The organism is Stenotrophomonas sp. SY1 (genome assembly GCF_021202945.1).
GTDB lineage: Bacteria > Pseudomonadota > Gammaproteobacteria > Xanthomonadales > Xanthomonadaceae > Stenotrophomonas.
In genome coordinates this window covers 37,651-53,742 of the sequence record NZ_JAJOYR010000001.1, presented here as the reverse complement: position 1 = coordinate 53,742, position 16,092 = coordinate 37,651, and the positions used below count along the sequence as shown (strand labels likewise).

12 protein-coding genes are annotated in these 16,092 nt (G+C 65.3%); 6 read left to right on the top strand and 6 right to left on the bottom strand.

Annotation, left to right across the window (positions count from 1 at the left end; all coding sequences use genetic code 11):
• Positions 1-43 precede the first annotated feature (43 nt).
• The 4 genes from LR961_RS00180 (at position 44) to LR961_RS00165 (ending at position 7,399) form a co-directional block, all read left to right on the top strand.
• Positions 44-2,719 carry a tetratricopeptide repeat protein gene (locus tag LR961_RS00180; RefSeq protein ID WP_232146362.1) on the top strand — a complete coding sequence of 892 codons (2,676 nt, stop codon included), beginning with the start codon at positions 44-46 and terminating at the stop codon, positions 2,717-2,719.
• A gap of 3 nt (positions 2,720-2,722) precedes the next feature.
• Complete coding sequence (mnmE, locus tag LR961_RS00175) at positions 2,723-4,072, top strand: tRNA uridine-5-carboxymethylaminomethyl(34) synthesis GTPase MnmE (RefSeq protein WP_232146360.1); 1,350 nt, start codon at positions 2,723-2,725, stop codon at positions 4,070-4,072.
• Between the two features lie 386 nt (positions 4,073-4,458).
• Entirely contained in the window at positions 4,459-6,066 is a 1,608-nt protein-coding gene (locus tag LR961_RS00170) for an ATP-binding cassette domain-containing protein (protein WP_232146358.1), read from the top strand.
• Between the two features lie 298 nt (positions 6,067-6,364).
• Positions 6,365-7,399 (top strand): glycerophosphodiester phosphodiesterase family protein, encoded by a 1,035-nt coding sequence (locus LR961_RS00165; RefSeq protein ID WP_232149124.1) that lies wholly within the window; start codon positions 6,365-6,367, stop codon positions 7,397-7,399.
• Between the two features lie 216 nt (positions 7,400-7,615).
• On the opposite strand, the gene LR961_RS00160 is transcribed toward LR961_RS00165, so the two are convergent.
• Positions 7,616-8,389: a rhomboid family intramembrane serine protease gene (locus LR961_RS00160; RefSeq protein WP_232146350.1), complete on the bottom strand. Its 774-nt coding sequence runs from the start codon at positions 8,387-8,389 to the stop codon at positions 7,616-7,618.
• 97 nt (positions 8,390-8,486) lie between these two features.
• A complete protein-coding gene (locus tag LR961_RS00155; RefSeq protein WP_232149123.1) occupies positions 8,487-9,443 on the bottom strand; it encodes a TerC family protein in 957 nt (318 codons plus the stop codon).
• 281 nt (positions 9,444-9,724) lie between these two features.
• Here LR961_RS00155 and LR961_RS00150 point away from each other — a divergent pair, with 281 nt between their 5' ends.
• Together LR961_RS00150 and LR961_RS00145 are read left to right on the top strand one after the other, a co-directional pair.
• A complete protein-coding gene (locus tag LR961_RS00150) occupies positions 9,725-10,894 on the top strand; it encodes a class I SAM-dependent rRNA methyltransferase (RefSeq protein WP_232146348.1) in 1,170 nt (389 codons plus the stop codon).
• 188 nt (positions 10,895-11,082) lie between these two features.
• A complete protein-coding gene (locus tag LR961_RS00145) occupies positions 11,083-12,324 on the top strand; it encodes a dipeptidase (RefSeq protein ID WP_232146346.1) in 1,242 nt (413 codons plus the stop codon).
• A 251-nt stretch (positions 12,325-12,575) separates the two neighbouring features.
• Here the strand turns inward: LR961_RS00145 and LR961_RS00140 are convergent, their stop codons facing one another.
• The 4 genes from LR961_RS00140 to LR961_RS00125 all read right to left on the bottom strand — a co-directional run bounded on the left by LR961_RS00140 (position 12,576) and on the right by LR961_RS00125 (position 16,071).
• Positions 12,576-14,009 carry an amino acid permease gene (locus LR961_RS00140; RefSeq protein ID WP_232146344.1) on the bottom strand — a complete coding sequence of 478 codons (1,434 nt, stop codon included), beginning with the start codon at positions 14,007-14,009 and terminating at the stop codon, positions 12,576-12,578.
• A gap of 152 nt (positions 14,010-14,161) precedes the next feature.
• Positions 14,162-14,521 (bottom strand): DUF488 family protein, encoded by a 360-nt coding sequence (locus LR961_RS00135; RefSeq protein WP_232146342.1) that lies wholly within the window; start codon positions 14,519-14,521, stop codon positions 14,162-14,164.
• Positions 14,522-14,889: 368 nt separating this feature from the next.
• Entirely contained in the window at positions 14,890-15,510 is a 621-nt protein-coding gene (gene leuE / locus LR961_RS00130; protein WP_232146341.1) for a leucine efflux protein LeuE, read from the bottom strand.
• A 3-nt stretch (positions 15,511-15,513) separates the two neighbouring features.
• Positions 15,514-16,071 carry a nucleoside 2-deoxyribosyltransferase domain-containing protein gene (locus LR961_RS00125; protein WP_232146339.1) on the bottom strand — a complete coding sequence of 186 codons (558 nt, stop codon included), beginning with the start codon at positions 16,069-16,071 and terminating at the stop codon, positions 15,514-15,516.
• Positions 16,072-16,092 lie beyond the last annotated feature (21 nt).

Here is a 16,092-nt window from a genome sequence, read left to right as displayed (position 1 = left end):
GGCGTTAGAATCGCCCGCACCCGAATCGGAATCCGAGCCCGCCATGCCCCGTGTGTCGCTGTCGCCGCGTTTGTTGTTGCCCTCGCTGCTGTTGACGCTGCTGATCGGGGGATGCGGCAAACAGGACGCGCCGGGCCAGCCGGCGGTGAGCCAGCCGAGCGCGCAGGCAGCTGCGGTCGCCGACCCGGCCGCCGCACCGTTGCTGGCAGCGTTGCAGAAGCAGCTCGATGGACACCGCCGCATCATCGTGTTGCTGGCCGATGAGGCGCAGCAATCGACGGACGATCGCAACACCTCCAGCCGCATCGGCCAGCAGCTGTTCCACGATGGGCTGGAGCAGCGCCAAGCCATTGCCGCGCAGTTCGACAGTCTGTTGCGCGATGCCAGCCCACAACGTTTCGCCACGCTGGGCGCGGTGCTGGATTACATCGAATCGGCACCGGAGTTGTATGACGCCGACCGCCTGGCGTTCCGCGAAACCCTGCGTGACCTGCACGAGCGCGTCGGTGCGGACTCGTCCCTGCCGGCGGTGAAGCTGCACCAGCGCATCGGTGAGGACCTGGAGGCGCTGGACGAGATCGAGCGCAACTACAACCAGGAAATCACCCGGATCTTCAGCCGCTTCGAGCGCACCCGCGCCATCGAGTTGAAGCGCGAGAAGTGGGACGACTACATCGCGCACCTGCACACGCAGTACAGCCGCGAAGCAATCCTGCGTGATTACGGCGTGATCGAGCCGTACCCGATGTCGATGAAGGACAGCGAGCGCGAGATCTTCGGCCGCGACCTGCCGGCCAAGACCGTCGTGCTGACCTTCGACGATGGCCCGCACAAGGCCTACACCGATGAAGTGGTGGCCATCCTCAAGCGTTATGACGTGCCGGGCGTGTTCTTCGAAGTGGGCCGCAACATCGGCGCGGTGCAGGCCGATGGCCAGGTCAAGCTCGGGCCGATGGCCGGCATCAGCCGCAACCTGATGGAGCAGGGTTATGCGGTGGGCAATCACAGCCTTACCCACGCGCAGTTGTCGCGCACCAGCGGCGATGCGCTGCGCGAGCAGGTGCTGGCCACCGACACGCTGCTCAAGGGTGTGGATAGCCGCCGCGCGCCGCTGTTCCGCTTCCCGTATGGCGCACGCAATGCCGAAGGCCTGCAGCTGCTGAACGAAGCCGGGCTGAAGTCGATCATGTGGAACATCGATTCGATGGACTGGGCCGACCCGGTGCCGGAGTCGATCGTGCAGCGCGTGGTCGAGCAGGTGCAGAAGGAGCAGAAGGGCATCATCCTGTTCCATGACATCCACGACCGCGCGGTGAAGGCACTGCCGCAGATCCTGGACCGGCTGATCGCCGACGGTTACCAGTTCGCCGGCTGGAACGGCCGTGACTTCAGCGTCAGCCGTGCGCGCAAGGGCGCAGCCAGCGATGCCACGGTGACCACCGGCTACGAGAAATCCTGGGCGATCGTCATCGGCATCGATGACTACGCCAAGTGGCCCAGGCTCGAATACGCCAGCCATGACGCGCAGGCCATCGCCGATACCCTGACCGGGCAGTTCGGCTTCCCATCCTCGCAGGTGATCGTGCTGAAGAACCAGCAGGCCACGCGCAACAACATCCTGGCCGCGTTCCACGACCGCCTGGCCGATGAGCGCACCGGCAAGAACGACCGCGTGTTCGTGTTCTTCGCCGGCCACGGCGCCACGCGCCAGCTCGCCTCCGGGCGCGACCTGGGCTACATCATCCCGGTGGATTCGGACCCCAACGAGTTCGCCACCGATGCGATCGCGATGACCGACATCCAGAACATCGCCGAGAGCATGCAGGCCAAGCACGTGATGTTCGTGATGGATGCCTGTTACAGCGGCCTGGGTTTGACCCGCGCCGGCGCATCGTCATCGGCGTTTCTACGTGAGAACGCACGGCGCAGCGCACGCCAGATGCTGACCGCCGGTGGCGCTGACCAGCAGGTGGCCGACAGCGGCCCGAACGGGCATTCGGTGTTCACCTGGGTGCTGCTGCAGGCGCTGGGCGGCAAGGGTGACCTTAATGGTGATGGCCTGATCACCGGCACCGAACTGGCCGCCTATGTGGCACCGGCGGTGTCGGCGGTGTCACGACAGACGCCAGCGTTCGGCAGCCTGCCCGGTTCGCAGGGCGGTGAATTCGTGTTCCAGGTGCCGGACAGCCAGGAATTCCTCAACGCCGATACGGATCAGCTTTCGGCCGACGCGATTGCGCTCAATCATCGTGTTGAAGCGGTACAGGAGGCCAAGCCGAAGGGCGAGGCGCCGGTGACCGTGGCCGACCTGCAAGGTGGCAAGAGCACGCTGGTGGTGCCGGCGGCGGTGCCGACCTCCGACCGCCAACGCGCGCAGCAGGCCAATGATCGCGGCTTGCAGCTGTATCGCGAGAAGCGCTACGAAGAAGCCGTCGCGCAGTTCACCGAGGCGCTGAAGCTGCGCCCGGACTTTGCGCAGGCGGCCAACAACCTGGGCTTCGTCTACTACCGGCAGCAGCGTTACAGCGAAGCGGCGCGCTGGCTGGAGAACACCCTGAAGATCGATCCCTCTCGCGCGGTGGCCTACCTCAACCTGGGCGATGCGTACTTCAATGCCGGTGACACGGCCAAGGCGAAGCAGGCCTACAGCACCTACCTGGAACTGCAACCGCAGGGCAGTGGTGCGGCGCAGGCACGCTCGCAATTGCAGAAGCTATAAGCCATGAACCACTTGTCCACAGGCCAGACCATCGCTGCCATTGCCAGCGGCCCCGCTGCCGGTGGCGTCGGCATGCTGCGTGTATCCGGGCCGCAGTCGCTACGCATCGCCATGGAACTGGGCTGTCCAGCGTTGCAGCCACGTCATGCGCACTACGCGAAATTCCGCGATGCGAGCGGTGAAGTGATCGACGACGGCATCGCGCTGTACTTCCCCAGTCCGCGCAGCTTCACCGGCGAGGACGTGGTGGAACTGCAGGGCCACGGCAGCCCGGTCGTATTGCGACAGCTGCTTGCCCGCTGCATCGAGCTGGGTGCGCGCCAGGCGCGTGCCGGTGAGTTCAGTGAGCGCGCCTTCCTCAACGGCAAGCTCGACCTGGCCCAGGCCGAAGCCATCGCCGACCTGATCGCGGCGGGCGACGTGCGCGCCGCACGCGCCGCGCGGCGTTCGCTGGATGGCGTGTTCTCGCGCCGCGTGGAAGAGGTGGGCGAGCAACTCGTGCGCTTGCGCATCCATGTCGAAGCGGCCATCGATTTCGCCGACGAACCGCTCGATACACTGGGCGGCGCGCAAGTGCGTGCCGGCATTGAACAGGCGCGCGCGCTGCTGGAGCAACTGCGCGTTGATGCCGAGCGTGGCCGCAAGCTGCGCGATGGCCTGCACGCGGTGCTGATCGGCCCGCCCAATGCGGGCAAGAGTTCGCTGCTCAATGCATTGGCCGGCAGTGAACGCGCCATCGTCACCGACATCGCCGGCACCACCCGCGACACGCTGCGCGAAACCATTCGCATCGATGGCCTGGAGCTGGAGCTGGTGGACACGGCCGGCCTACGCGAAGGCGGCGATGCCATCGAGCGCGAAGGCATGCGCCGCGCCCGCGCCGAGATGCAGCGCGCCGACCTGGCCATCGTGGTGCTGGATGCGCGCGATCCGGAGGCAGGGCGGCAGGCCATCGGCGATGCCGCGGCACAAGCCGCGCGCCAGCTGTGGATATTCAACAAATGCGATCTGCTGCCGCAGTGGCCGCAGGATCTGGGCGCCGACAGCATCGCGCTGTCGGCAGCCAACGGTGAAGGGCTGGAGCAACTGCACGCGCGTCTGCGCGAGATAGCCAGCGACAGCGCGGGCGAGGGCATGCAGGGAGAATTCTCCGCGCGCCTGCGCCATGTCGAAGCCATCATCAGCGCCGCCGAGCACCTGGAAGTCGCCGATGCGCAGCTGCACTACGATCAGCTTGAGCTGGCCGCCGAAGAGCTGCGCCTGGCCCACGACGCACTGGGTGAAATCACCGGCCGGATGACCGCCGATGACCTGCTGGGGAAGATCTTTTCGAGTTTTTGTATCGGGAAATGAGGCGGTCGCTGAGTGTGATGTGCCGCTCTAAAGCCCCTCTCCCCTTGCGGGAGAGGGGGTGGGGAGAGGGGGAGGCGCAGCGCAGCTGCCTGCACAAGAACTCAGCGGAAACGCCTGAGCTTTCCGCAGTGGATAAGTCGTGCTGAGCGATGGTTCACTGCGTCCACCCCTCTCCCGCAAGGGGAGAGGGGCCTCGAAGCCAACGTCGCTGAGCCCATCCCAAGCGACATATTCAGCTTTCCCGCAGTAGGCTATGCCCCGTTACGGGATTCCCCCGCCTGCGGAGCCAGTCCAATGCGCCATTGATGCCACCGTCTTGATGACGGTCCCTTCCAGTCCCTGCTGCCGCTGGCGGCCGGGTGCTTCGGGCATCGATGGAACCACGCATGACAACTCCCCTCTCTGTGACGCTCGATGGCGTCGCTTGGCACACGCCCGATGGGCGCTGCCTTTTCTCCAACCTCAACGCACAGTTCGATGCCCGTCCAACCGGTCTGGTCGGGCGCAATGGCGTGGGCAAGTCCGTGCTCGCGCAACTGCTCGCCGGTCTGCGTGAGCCCAGTGCCGGGCAGTGCCGGCGTATCGGTCGCGTGCATTACCTCGCCCAGCAGGTTGCTGCATCCAACGGGCAACGTGTCGCCGCACTTGCCGCTGTGGATAACGTGGTGGATGCATTGCGACGGATTGAAAACGGCAGCTCGCAACAAGCCGATTTCGACGCGGTAGGCGAGCAATGGACGCTGCGCGAAGAGCTGCAACAGGCATTGGCCGACGCCGGCCTGCATGGCGTGGCTGTTGATACGCCTGTGGACAACTTGAGCGGCGGACAGCGCATGCGCGTGGCCTTGGTCGGTGCGTTGCTGCAACCGGCCCAGTGGCTGATCCTCGACGAACCCAGCAATCATCTCGATCTCGCCGGCAGGCAATGGCTTGCGCAGCAATTGCAGAAACGCGGGCAAGGTGTGCTGCTGGTCAGTCATGACCGGCTGCTGTTGGAACAGGTGGAACGCATCGTCGAGCTGTCGCCGCAGGGCCTGCGCAGCCACGGTGGCAACTACAGCAGTTATGCACAGGTGCGTGCGATGGAAAGAGCCGCAGCCGAGGCCTTGCTGCAGCAGCGTCGACACGAGCGCCGCAAGGGCGAACACGCCCTGCGCGAACAACAACAGCGGCTGGAACAGCGCAGCGCACGCGGCAGGCGCGAGGCAGCGCATGCCAACCAGGCGCCGATCCTGCTGGGATTGCAGCGGCAGCGGGCCGAGGCCAGCCTGGGCAAGGCCAGGCAACAACTTGAGCAGCGGCACGACGTTCTGCACGACGCGGTTCGCCAGGCGCAGGCACAGATGGAGCAGGCAGCACCGGTGCTGCTACCGCCGCCGCCGCAGAAAGCTGCACCGGAATGGGTTGCCCAGCTGCAGCAGGTGCACTTGCCGCATGTCGCAGCGCCCCTGCAACTGCTCGATATCGCGCTGCGCCGTGGCGAGCGCGTGGCGGTCAGCGGCATCAATGGCGCGGGTAAATCCACGCTGCTGAAGGTGTTGGCCCGGCAGCTGGCACCGCTGTCCGGTGATGTGCAGGTACAGGTGCCGGCGGCGCTGCTGGATCAGCAACTGGAACTGCTGCCCGCCGATCTCAGTGCAGTGGAGGGACTGCGTGCACACAATCGGTCGATGGAAGAAGGCGAGCTGCGCAGCCGCCTGTCGTTGCTGGGGCTGGATGCCGTGCAGGCGCAGCTGCCATCGGCGCAGCTCAGCGGTGGTCAACGATTGAAGGCCGCGCTGGCCTGCGCACTCTATGCCGATCCGCCGGCGCAGCTGTTGCTGCTCGACGAACCGGGCAACCATCTGGATCTGGAGGCGCTGGCGGCGCTGGAGTCGGTGTTGCAGCAGTACAGCGGCACGCTGGTGGTGGTGTCGCACGATGAAGCGTTCCTGCAGGCCGTGGGCATCACCGCACGCTTGCAGGCCACGGCCGAAGGCTGGCGTTGGCAGTAGGCGTGACACAGCGAGATGGCTCGCTGGCGTAGGAGCGGCCCTGGCCGCGAAGCTGAAAGTGTTACAGCCATGGAACACCCTGCAATCGCAGATGTTCCCTGCACGGTGGGCTGCATCCGCTTCGCGGCCAAGGCCGCTCCTGCGACGACCGATCGCAATACTTACGCACGTCACATCAGGGCCTCACAATGCCGCCCTCTTTTGACGGGACAGCGCGACGACGCGCGATGGAGTGATGCGGGTGTCCAGGTGGTGTGGTTGGTTGCTGATGGGCGTGGTCGTGGCATCCTGCGGGGCAATGGAAACCCAGGCCGCCACGCGTTATCCACAGGTATCGGTGTACGCGCACCGTGGCGCCAGCGCGCTGCTGCCCGAACACACCCTGGCCGCTTATGCACAGGCCATCGCCGACGGTGCCGACTACATCGAACCGGATCTGGTGATGACCCGGGACGGAGTGATGGTGGCCCGCCATGAGAACGAAATCGGTTCGACCACCGATGTCGCCACACGCGAGGAATTCGCTGACCGTCGCACCCGCAAGGTGATCGACGGCGAACAGGTGGAAGGCTGGTTCACCGAAGACTTCACCCTGGCCGAGCTGAAGACGCTCCACGCACGCGAGCGCTTGCCGCAGGTGCGTGGCACCGCGTTCGACGGCCAGTTCCGCATCGCCACGCTGGAGGAGATCATCACCTTCCTGGTGCAGCAGGCGGGGCGTGCCAACCGTGGCATCGGCCTGGCACCGGAGATCAAGCACGGCAGCTATTTCCGCGGCATCGGCCTGCCGATGGAAGACAAGCTGCTGGCAGCATTGCAAGGCAACGCCTATACCAAGGTGGCGCCGATCCTAGTGCAGTCGTTCGAGACCGCGAACCTGCGCGCGCTGCATGGCAAGCTGGGCACCGATTCCAACATCCGCCTGCTGCAGTTGTTGGGTGATCCGGCGCAGAAGCCGGCCGACGTGGAACTGGCCGGTGGTTCACTGACTTATGCACAGATGATGACGCCGGCAGGCCTGGCTGATATCGCTGCTTATGCCGATGCGATCGGCCCGGAACGGCGGATGGTGATTCCATGGAATGCGCAGGGCGGCCTCGGCAAGCCCACCGCACTGGTTGGCGATGCGCATGCGGCTGGCTTGCAGGTGGTGGTTTACACCTTCCGCCCGGAAAACCCGTTCCTGCCGCCGGCAGTGCGCCAAGGGGCGGAGAGCGCGCGCAATCCGGAGGCGTCGGTCGCCGAGATGCGGACGTATCTACAGGCAGGGATTGATGCGTTGTTTACCGATGACCCGGCGCTGGGGCGCCAGGCCGTGGACGGCGCGCCGTAGCAGCGGTTGGGGCCGCGAAGCTGATTGCGGCAGGGCTCTACCCCTCCCCAACCCTCCCCTTGCCTTCGGCAAAGGGAGGGGGCGGTCACGTGACCTGCCAGGTCGCTGCAATGCCGCTCTTGGCTCCCTCTCTTTTGCGAAGCAAAGGGGAGGGTTGGGGAGGGGTAAGCGCTTTCAGCATCTGGCCCAAACCCGCCTTCGCAGCCAGCGCCGCAGTCAAGTCCGATCGTTGGAATCGCGCCGCCGGAACGGCACCACCACGTCGTAGTCGCGGCCTTCGCGCGGCTGCCACAGCACCGGCACCTGGCCGGGGGAAGGTGGCTCCAGCTCGTCGGCCTCGGCCAGCACTTCTTCCTCTTCTTCTTCCCAGCTGTAGCGCTTGCGTGGCGCCATCGGGTCGACGCGGCGGAACATCAGTGCGGCGATCACGCCGGCTGCCGCGCCGCCCATATGCGACTGCCAGGACACGCCCGGCTCGTGCGGCAGGATGGTGATGAGCATGCTGCCGTAGAACAGGAAGCCGATCATGCTGGCGGCGATGGCAGCGCGGTCACGCCGCAGCAGGCCCAGCACGAACACCAGGAACATCAGACCGTGGGTCAGGCCGCTGGCGCCGAGGTGATGGCTGCCGATGTCACCCAGCAGCCACGCGCCCAGGCCGGAACCTATCCACAGCAAGGGCAGCGCGCGCAGAGTTGCCTGTGGATAAACGCTGCCGGCCAGGGTGCCGAGAATGAGCAGGGCCACCGCATTGGCGCCCAGGTGTTCGATCGAACCATGCAGCAACGGTGCGCCCAGCAGGCCAAGCAGGCCATGGCTTTCCAACGGCGCCACCGACCACGGCCGCCAGTCCCAGCCGCTGCTCTGCAAGGCGAACATCGCCACCAGCAGCAGCACGAAACCCAGGCTCAGGTTGAAGGCGCGCAGCACGCGGCTGCGGTCATTGCGGGCCGGCGGGTTGCCGGTGTCAGGCGCGATCTGCGTATCCATGACATCAGGAATTGCGGCACCCCCCACGATTGCAAGGGGGCCGCGTTCGGGAACTGGCGTGCCACCAGCGGGACAATCCCGCCGGTGGCCGCTTTCATCAGCCGTGCTTGTGCTTCGGCGGGATCTTCAGGCTCAGGATCATGGTGGTGACCAGGATCGCGGCAACCACGCCCAGCGACACCGGCACCGGGATCTTGTACAGGTCGATCAGCAGCATCTTGGTACCGATGAAGGCCAGGATCACCGCCAGGCCGTACGGCAGCAGGTGGAAGCGGTCAGCCATACCGGCCAGCAGGAAGAACATCGCGCGCAGGCCCAGCACCGCGAACACGTTCGAGGTCAGCACGATGAACGGGTCGGTGGTGATGGCGAAGATGGCCGGGATCGAGTCCACCGCGAAGATCACGTCGGTGACCGCGATCAGGATCAGCACCACGAACATAGGGGTGAACCAGCGCACGCCATCCTTCTCGGCGACCAGGCGGTTGCCGTTGTACTCGTGGGTGATACGCAGGTGCTTGCGCATGAACTTCAGCGCCGGGTTGTCATCCAGGCTGGGTTCCTGGCCGGCGGCGAACCACATCTTCCAGCCGGTGAACAGCAGGAACGCGCCGAACACATAGAGCAGCCAATGGAACTGGTTCACCAGTACCGTGCCGGCGAAGATCATGATCGTACGCAGCACGATGGCACCAAGGATGCCGATGATCAGCACGCGTTGGCGCTGCGTCTCGGGCACCGCGAAGTAGCCCATGATCAGCAGGAACACGAAGATGTTGTCGACCGCCAGGGCCTTCTCGATCAGGTAACCGGTCAGGAACTGCAGGCCGATCTCATTGGCCACGGCGGTACCGGCAGTTTCGTTCAGGTAGTACCAGAGGCCGGCGTTGAAGGCCAGGGCAAGCACCACCCAGCCGATCGACCACAGCAGGGCCTCCTTGAAGGTCACCTTGTGCGGGCCACCGTGGCGCATCAGCACCAGGTCGATGAGCAGGGCGGCGATGACGACGGCAATGAAGCCGCCCCAAAGCCAGGGATTACCGATTGTCTGGATCATGGAGAATTCCGGTCATGTGAGGGTTCTTGGGGCCACATGGGCCAAGAGCTGGACACGGAATCAGGGGAGACCGGGGACAGAGCTTCGCCAATGCGGCGAAGGTCTTGCTCACAGTCCCGGCGGTCGGAACTGCCGTTGCACCGGAGCCTTGCGGCTCGAATTGACGGCGACAACGTCTGGGAGCTACTCCCCTTCTGGGGCCGAATACTGACGCGTACGGCTTCGGCCGTCAATGAATGCGGTGAAGGGCCGATGGCGCGCGCGGCTACAATAGCGGCATGAATACCCCACTTCCCGTCGTACGCCTGAAGAACGCGTGGCGCTCCAGCCACCCGTGGATTTTCCAGAAACTGGTCGAAAAGCCGACCGTCAAGCCCAAGTCGGGCACCATCGTCGACGTGGTCGGCGTGGATGGCGAGTGGATTGGTCGTGGTTTCTACAACGGTCATTCGCGGATCGCAGTGCGCATTCTGGAAACCCATCCGGACGTGGCGGTGGATCAGGCCTGGTTCGCCCGCAAGATCGCCGATGCGGTGTCGCTGCGTCGTGACGTGCTCAAGCTCGATGCCATCTCCGACGCCTGGCGCGTTGTCCACAGCGAAGGCGACGGTCTGTCCGGCCTGGTCGTGGACCGTTATGCCGACCTGATCGTGGTCGAATTCTTCGCCGCAGGCATGTTCCGCCACCGCGAATGGATCTACGACGCACTGCGCGAACAGTTCCCGGGCTGCCGCTTCCACAGCTTCGCCGACGAACACGTGCAGAAGCAGGAGAGCTTCGATTTCCACGGCAACACTACCACCGAGCCGTCGGTGATCACCGAATACGGCATCAAGTTCCGTGCCGACCCGGCCGGCGCGCACAAGACCGGTTTCTTCGCCGACCAGCGCGAGAACCGTGAGTGGCTGAGCCAGCAGGTGGAAGGCAAGACCGTGCTGGACCTGTGCTGCAACACCGGTGGTTTCGCGGTGTACGCCGCCGCGCGCGGTGCCAGCGAGGTGCTGGGCGTGGACATCGACCAGGACGTGATCCAGATCGCCAAGGGCAATGCGCGTTTGAACAACGCCAAGCCCAAGTTCGTGCAGGCCGATATCTTCCCGTGGCTGCGTGACGCGGCCAACCGCGGCGACCAGTTCGACGTGGTGATCCTGGATCCGGCCAAGATGACCCGCGACCGCGACCAGGTGATCCCGGCGCTGAAGAAGTACCTGGACATGAACAAGCTGGCGCTGGGCGTGGTCAAGCCCGGTGGCCTTTTCGCCACGTTCTCCTGCACCGGCCTGGTCGGCGAGCAGGAATTCCTGGACATGCTGCGCCGCGCCTCGTACTTCTCCGGCCGCACCATCCAGATCCTGAAGGTGGCCGGCGCCGGCCCGGACCATCCGTTCATGGCACACGTGCAGGAATCGCGTTACCTCAAGGCGGTGTTCTGCCGCGTGCTGGACTGACGCGCCCGGATCGGGGATCAGAAATTGCCGGAGCGGAGCCATGCTCCGCTCCGGCCCTGCCGGTAATGCCGCTGCCGAGCATGGCTCGGCACTACGGTACTGACCAATCCCCAATCCCTGCCTTCCGTCACTGGCCGCCGCTTCCCCTGCGGCGCTAAGGTCGGGCCTTTCCGTAAAGGTGAGGCCTCATGACGCTGCGTCCGCTGTCCCTGTTGGTATCGCTGTCCCTGTGCTGGCCGCTGGCGGCTTCGGCGGTGGAATTCAGCCAGGCCGAACTGGCCAAGGCCAGTGAGTTGCAGCATAAGCTGCTGACCCTGGATTCGCACCTGGATACGCCGGCCAACTTCGCCCGCGCGGACTTCAACATCCTGCAGCGTCACGATCACAACGCGCTGTCGCAGGTGGACTACCCGCGCATGGTGGAAGGCGCGCTTGATGGTGGTTTTTTCGCCATCTATACCGACCAGGGCGACCGCACGGTCGCGGCCCATCGTGCTGAGCGCGACCACGGCCTGCAGCGGATGATGCAGATCCACGAAATGCTGGCCGCCAACCCTGACAAATTCCAGCTGGCGCTGACCGCCGACGATGCCGCACGCATCAAGGCTGCCGGCAAGCGTGTGGTCTACATCAGCATGGAGAACGGCAGCCCGCTGGTGGCCGACCCCTCCTTGCTCAGCTTCTACTACAGCGCTGGCCTGCGCCTGCTTTCCACCGTGCATTTCGCCAACAACGAATTCGCCGACTCGGCCACCGACCCGAAGGGCGCCGAATGGGAGGGCCTGAGCCCGACCGGCAAGGCGCTGGTCAATGATGCGGTGAAGCTGGGCATCGTCATCGACCAGTCGCACGCCTCCGATGCGGTGTTCGACAACCTCATCGAAATGATGCCGGTGCCCTTCATCCTTTCGCACAGCTCGGCCAAGGCGATCTTCAACCACCCGCGCAATCTTGATGATGCGCGCCTGCGTCAGCTGGCGGCCAAGGGTGGGGTGATCCAGGCCAATGCCTATGGCGGCTACCTGGTCGATGAAACCAAGAGCGCCGAGCGCAAGCAGGCCGAGGAAGCGCTGGAGAAGCGCTTGGGCGGCTGGGAAAACATGACCATGGCCAAGGGTGTGGAACTGGCCAAGGCCATGGCCGAACTGGACAAGCAGTTCCCGCGTCGCAAGGCCACGCTGGATGATTTCTTCCAGCACTTCGGCCACATGCTCGACGTGGTCGGCCCGGATCATGTCGGCATCGGCATGGATTGGGACGGCGGCGGCGGCGTGACCGGCATGGAAGATGCGGCCGACCTGCCCAAGATCACCGCGTGGATGCAGCGCCGTGGTTTGAGCGATGCGCAGATCGCCAACATCTGGAGTGGCAACGTATTGCGGGTGATGCGTCAGGCGCAGGACTACGCGGCCAAGCAGCGCGGGCAGTGAGGTTGTAGGCGGGAGCGGGAAGCGACCCCTCCCCAACCCTCCCCTTGGCCTGCGGCCAAAGGGAGGGAAAAGATCACGAGGCCTGACAGACGGCGGCAAAGTCGCTTCTACCCCCTCCCTTGCGCAGCAGGGGAGGGTTGGGGAGGGGTGCTTCTCAAGCCATCTTCAAAAAACAAAAAGCGGGCCGAAGCCCGCTTTGAGTGTTATCCACAATCCAGCTGTGGATTGTTTATCCACAGAAAGGCTGTGGATTACTTCTTGCCCAGCAACGCGTTGCGGCGGCCGTACAGCACGTACACCACCAGGCCCACCGCGTTCCAGATCAGGAACCACTTCTGCGTGGTGGTCGGCAGGCTGAAGAACAGATACAGGCAGCCACCGATGGCCAGCGGACCCACCACCCACGCCAGCGGCGTGCGGAAGGTGCGCGGGCGGTTCGGCTCGCGCTTGCGCAGCACCAGCAGGCACAGGCCCACGGCGGTGAACGCGGCCAGCGTGCCGGCATTGGCCAGCGCGGCAATCTCGTCCAGGCGCGCCACACCGGCCAGCGCGGCAACCAGCACCGCCGTGAACAGGGTGATGGTCACCGGGGTGCCGGTGCGCTGGTTGACCTTGGACAGGCCACGCGGCAACAGGCCGTCACGCGACATCACGAAGAAGATGCGGCTCTGGCCATAGAAGAACGCCAGCAGCACGGTCGGCAGGGCGATGATGGCGACGATGCCGATCACCAATGCGGCGGTACCGTGACCCAGTTCGCGCATGATCAGCGCCAGCGGCTCGGCACTCTTGCCGAACACCGTGTAGCTCATCGCACCGACCGCAGCCAGCGCCACCAGCAGGTAGATGATGGTGCAGCCAACCATCGAACCGATGATGCCGATGGACAGGTCACGCTTGGGGTTCTTGGTTTCCTCGGCGGCCGTGGAAATCGCGTCGAAGCCGTAGAAGGCGAAGAAGATGATCGCCGCTGCCGCCATCACACCGCGTTCCACGCCGTCGGCGTCGAGCGACTTCGAGAAGCCATACGGCATGAACGGCTGCAGGTTGTCGGCGTTGAACATCGGCAGCGCCACGGCCACGAACACCGCCAGCGCGATCAGCTTCAACACCACCAGCACCGCATTGAGCGTGGCGCTTTCCTTGGTGCCAACCATCAACATGCCCGCCACCAGGAAGGTGATGACGATCGCCGGCACGTTGATGAAGCCGCCTTCCACGTGCGGGCCGGCGGCCAGCGCCTGCGGCAGCATCACGTTCCAGCCCATCGTGGTGTGCAGCCACTCCAGGAAGCCGACGAAGTAGCCCGACCAGCCCACCGCCACGGTGCTGACCACCAGCGAGTACTCCAGGATCAGGCTCCAGCCCACCACCCAGGCGACGGTCTCGCCCAGTGCGCTGTAGCTGTAGGTATAGGCGCTGCCGGCGGCCGGCATCATCGTCGACAGCTCGGCATAGGCCAGCGCCGCGCAGGCGCAGACCGCACCGGCGATGATGAAGGACAGCAGCACTGCCGGGCCGGCCTTGTCCGCGCCCACGCCGATCAGCGTGTAGATGCCGGTGCCGACGATGGCGCCGATGCCCAGGGCGACCAGATGGGGCCAGCTCAGCGACGGGATCAGCCGGCGGCCTTCCTCATGTTCGGTGAGCTGGTCGATGGATTTGCGCCGGAGCCAGGATTGCATGCGGACGACCTCGCGGTTCGTGGTGGTTCAGGAAAGGGGCCGAGTTTGGCGCAATGCAGTGCAGCAAAGCCAGAAATACCGTTGTTTTCCGAGGCTTTGGCGGCAGCCGCTGGCAGCGGTGCCGGAACCGGCACAAAAGCTGCAGTGGCGGTTCAATGTGAATGGCGGGGATGGGCCAGCAGATAGGCGCGCAGCGCGATGGCCTGGTTGTGGTGCGTGTCGCGGGCGCCGTAGACCAGCGTTATCGGCCCGGCATCCAGGGCATCGCGCAGCGGTTTGAGATGTTGTGGATAAGTGGCCAGCTCATGCCAGTAGCGTTGCTGGAACTCGGGCCAGCGCTCGGCACTGTGGTCGAACCACTGGCGCAGCCCGGTGCTCGGCGCGACCTCTTTCAGCCAGGTGGCCTGCAACGCCTCGCGGCTGACCCCACGGGGCCACAGCCGGTCGACCAGGAAGCGCTGGCCGTCGCCGGCACTGGCGGTTTCGTAGGCGCGCTTGCAGTGGATGTCCATTGCAGCTCTCCGCAAAAGCGAACGAGGAGGATCGTACAGCGGGGAGACGTTTTTTTAGCCCCTCTCACGCCTGCGGGGTGAGAGGGCAGCTTGCGAACCACTGGATCGCTGCTCATTGAACGCCCTTGCGCCAGCGCAAGGGCCGGGGCGCGGAGGTGGGGTGAGGGCGGATCGAAGTGGGGACGCTTGCTCGATGCAGGTGCTTCAACAATCAGTTTAAACGCGCGCCGCGCGCTTCCCCTCATCCGCCCTGCGGGCACCTTCTCCCGCGAACGGGAGAAGGGAAGAGCCAAGCGCTGAAGGCCAAGCTAAGCCCAAAGCCCAAAGCCGAAGCCGAAAGCCAAAAGCCAAAAGCCCAATCCCCGCGCTTACTCCATCCCCAACCGCACCCCGAACACCACCAGGCACACGCCCACGGCCCTGCGCAGCCACACGCCAACGCGTGGATAGCCCGCCAACCGTCGCGCGATGAACTGGCCGCCGAAGATCAACACCGAACACCAGCCGATGCTCAGCACCGCGATCAACACCGCCATCGTGGCCAGGGTCAGCGCACCCCGCTGGGTGACCGGGTCGATGAACAGCGGAAAGAACGCCATGTAGAACAGGATCGCCTTGGGGTTGAGCACGCCCACCAGCAGTGCCTGGCGGAACCAGCGGCGGCCGTGCATCACCGGTGCGGCACCCTCAGCGGCGGCCGGCTCGCGCAGCAGCTGGATGCCCACCCAGATCAGATAGGCCGCGCCCACGTAGCGCAGTCCGGCAAACAGCATCGGGTGCGTCTGCAACAATGCGGCCACGCCGGTGGCGGCGATGGCGATCAGGATCTGGTCGCCCAGCATCAGCCCGGCCAGCGTTGCGTAACCGGCGCGGATGCCGCCGCGTGCGGTGGCGGTGAGCAGGGTGAAGGTGCCCGGGCCAGGCAACATCAGGAACAGGATGACCGCCACCACGAAGGTGCTCAGGTCGTTGATGCCCATCCACGGCATGGCTTACTTCCCGGCCTGCAGCGCGCGCTGGTCCGCTATCCGCTGCTTCACCGCGTTGATCAGTGCCGGCAGGTCGTCGTAGCGGGGTACGCCGTAACGGTCGCCGGTGATGTCCAGGTTGCCCTTGCGCCAGAAGCCCTGCGGCGCAGCCACCAGCAATTTGCCCGAGCGTGCGTACAGGCCGAATTCCAGCAGCGTGATCGGGCTCTGCGTCCCCGGCGTGAAGTACATCAGCACGATGTCGGCCTGCTCCAGCGCGGCCAGTTCCCATTCCACCTGGCGGCGGAACTCGGGCTCGTCGGCCTCGGCCCGCCAGGCGGGATTCCAGTCGGCACGGCGCGGGTTGAGCATCAGCACGCCTTCCTCGGACAGCGCCTGCTGCACCTGCTGCTGCCAGTCACCGGCCTTGCCCATCTCGATGCTGCCGGCCAGGAATACCTTCGGGCGCGTGTCGTTGGCGGGCAGGGCATCGGGCGAGGTGATGGTCTGCGAGCTGGCAGCCAGTGCCGACAGCGGCAACAGGTAGCTCAGGCCCAGCAACAGGGAGGGCAGCAACTTCATGGGAATGGACGCAGCGTGGGG

What these genes read in the sequence shown, in the direction of transcription:
- LR961_RS00180 (WP_232146362.1), top strand. Translation starts at nt 44, where the DNA reads ATGCCCCGTGTGTCGCTGTCGCCGCGTTTGTTGTTGCCCTCGCTGCTG.
- mnmE (WP_232146360.1), top strand. Translation starts at nt 2,723, where the DNA reads ATGAACCACTTGTCCACAGGCCAGACCATCGCTGCCATTGCCAGCGGC.
- LR961_RS00170 (WP_232146358.1), top strand. Translation starts at nt 4,459, where the DNA reads ATGACAACTCCCCTCTCTGTGACGCTCGATGGCGTCGCTTGGCACACG.
- LR961_RS00165 (WP_232149124.1), top strand. Translation starts at nt 6,365, where the DNA reads ATGGAAACCCAGGCCGCCACGCGTTATCCACAGGTATCGGTGTACGCG.
- LR961_RS00160 (WP_232146350.1), bottom strand. Translation starts at nt 8,389, where the DNA reads ATGGATACGCAGATCGCGCCTGACACCGGCAACCCGCCGGCCCGCAAT.
- LR961_RS00150 (WP_232146348.1), top strand. Translation starts at nt 9,725, where the DNA reads ATGAATACCCCACTTCCCGTCGTACGCCTGAAGAACGCGTGGCGCTCC.
- LR961_RS00145 (WP_232146346.1), top strand. Translation starts at nt 11,083, where the DNA reads ATGACGCTGCGTCCGCTGTCCCTGTTGGTATCGCTGTCCCTGTGCTGG.
- LR961_RS00140 (WP_232146344.1), bottom strand. Translation starts at nt 14,009, where the DNA reads ATGCAATCCTGGCTCCGGCGCAAATCCATCGACCAGCTCACCGAACAT.
- LR961_RS00135 (WP_232146342.1), bottom strand. Translation starts at nt 14,521, where the DNA reads ATGGACATCCACTGCAAGCGCGCCTACGAAACCGCCAGTGCCGGCGAC.
- leuE (WP_232146341.1), bottom strand. Translation starts at nt 15,510, where the DNA reads ATGCCGTGGATGGGCATCAACGACCTGAGCACCTTCGTGGTGGCGGTC.
- LR961_RS00125 (WP_232146339.1), bottom strand. Translation starts at nt 16,071, where the DNA reads ATGAAGTTGCTGCCCTCCCTGTTGCTGGGCCTGAGCTACCTGTTGCCG.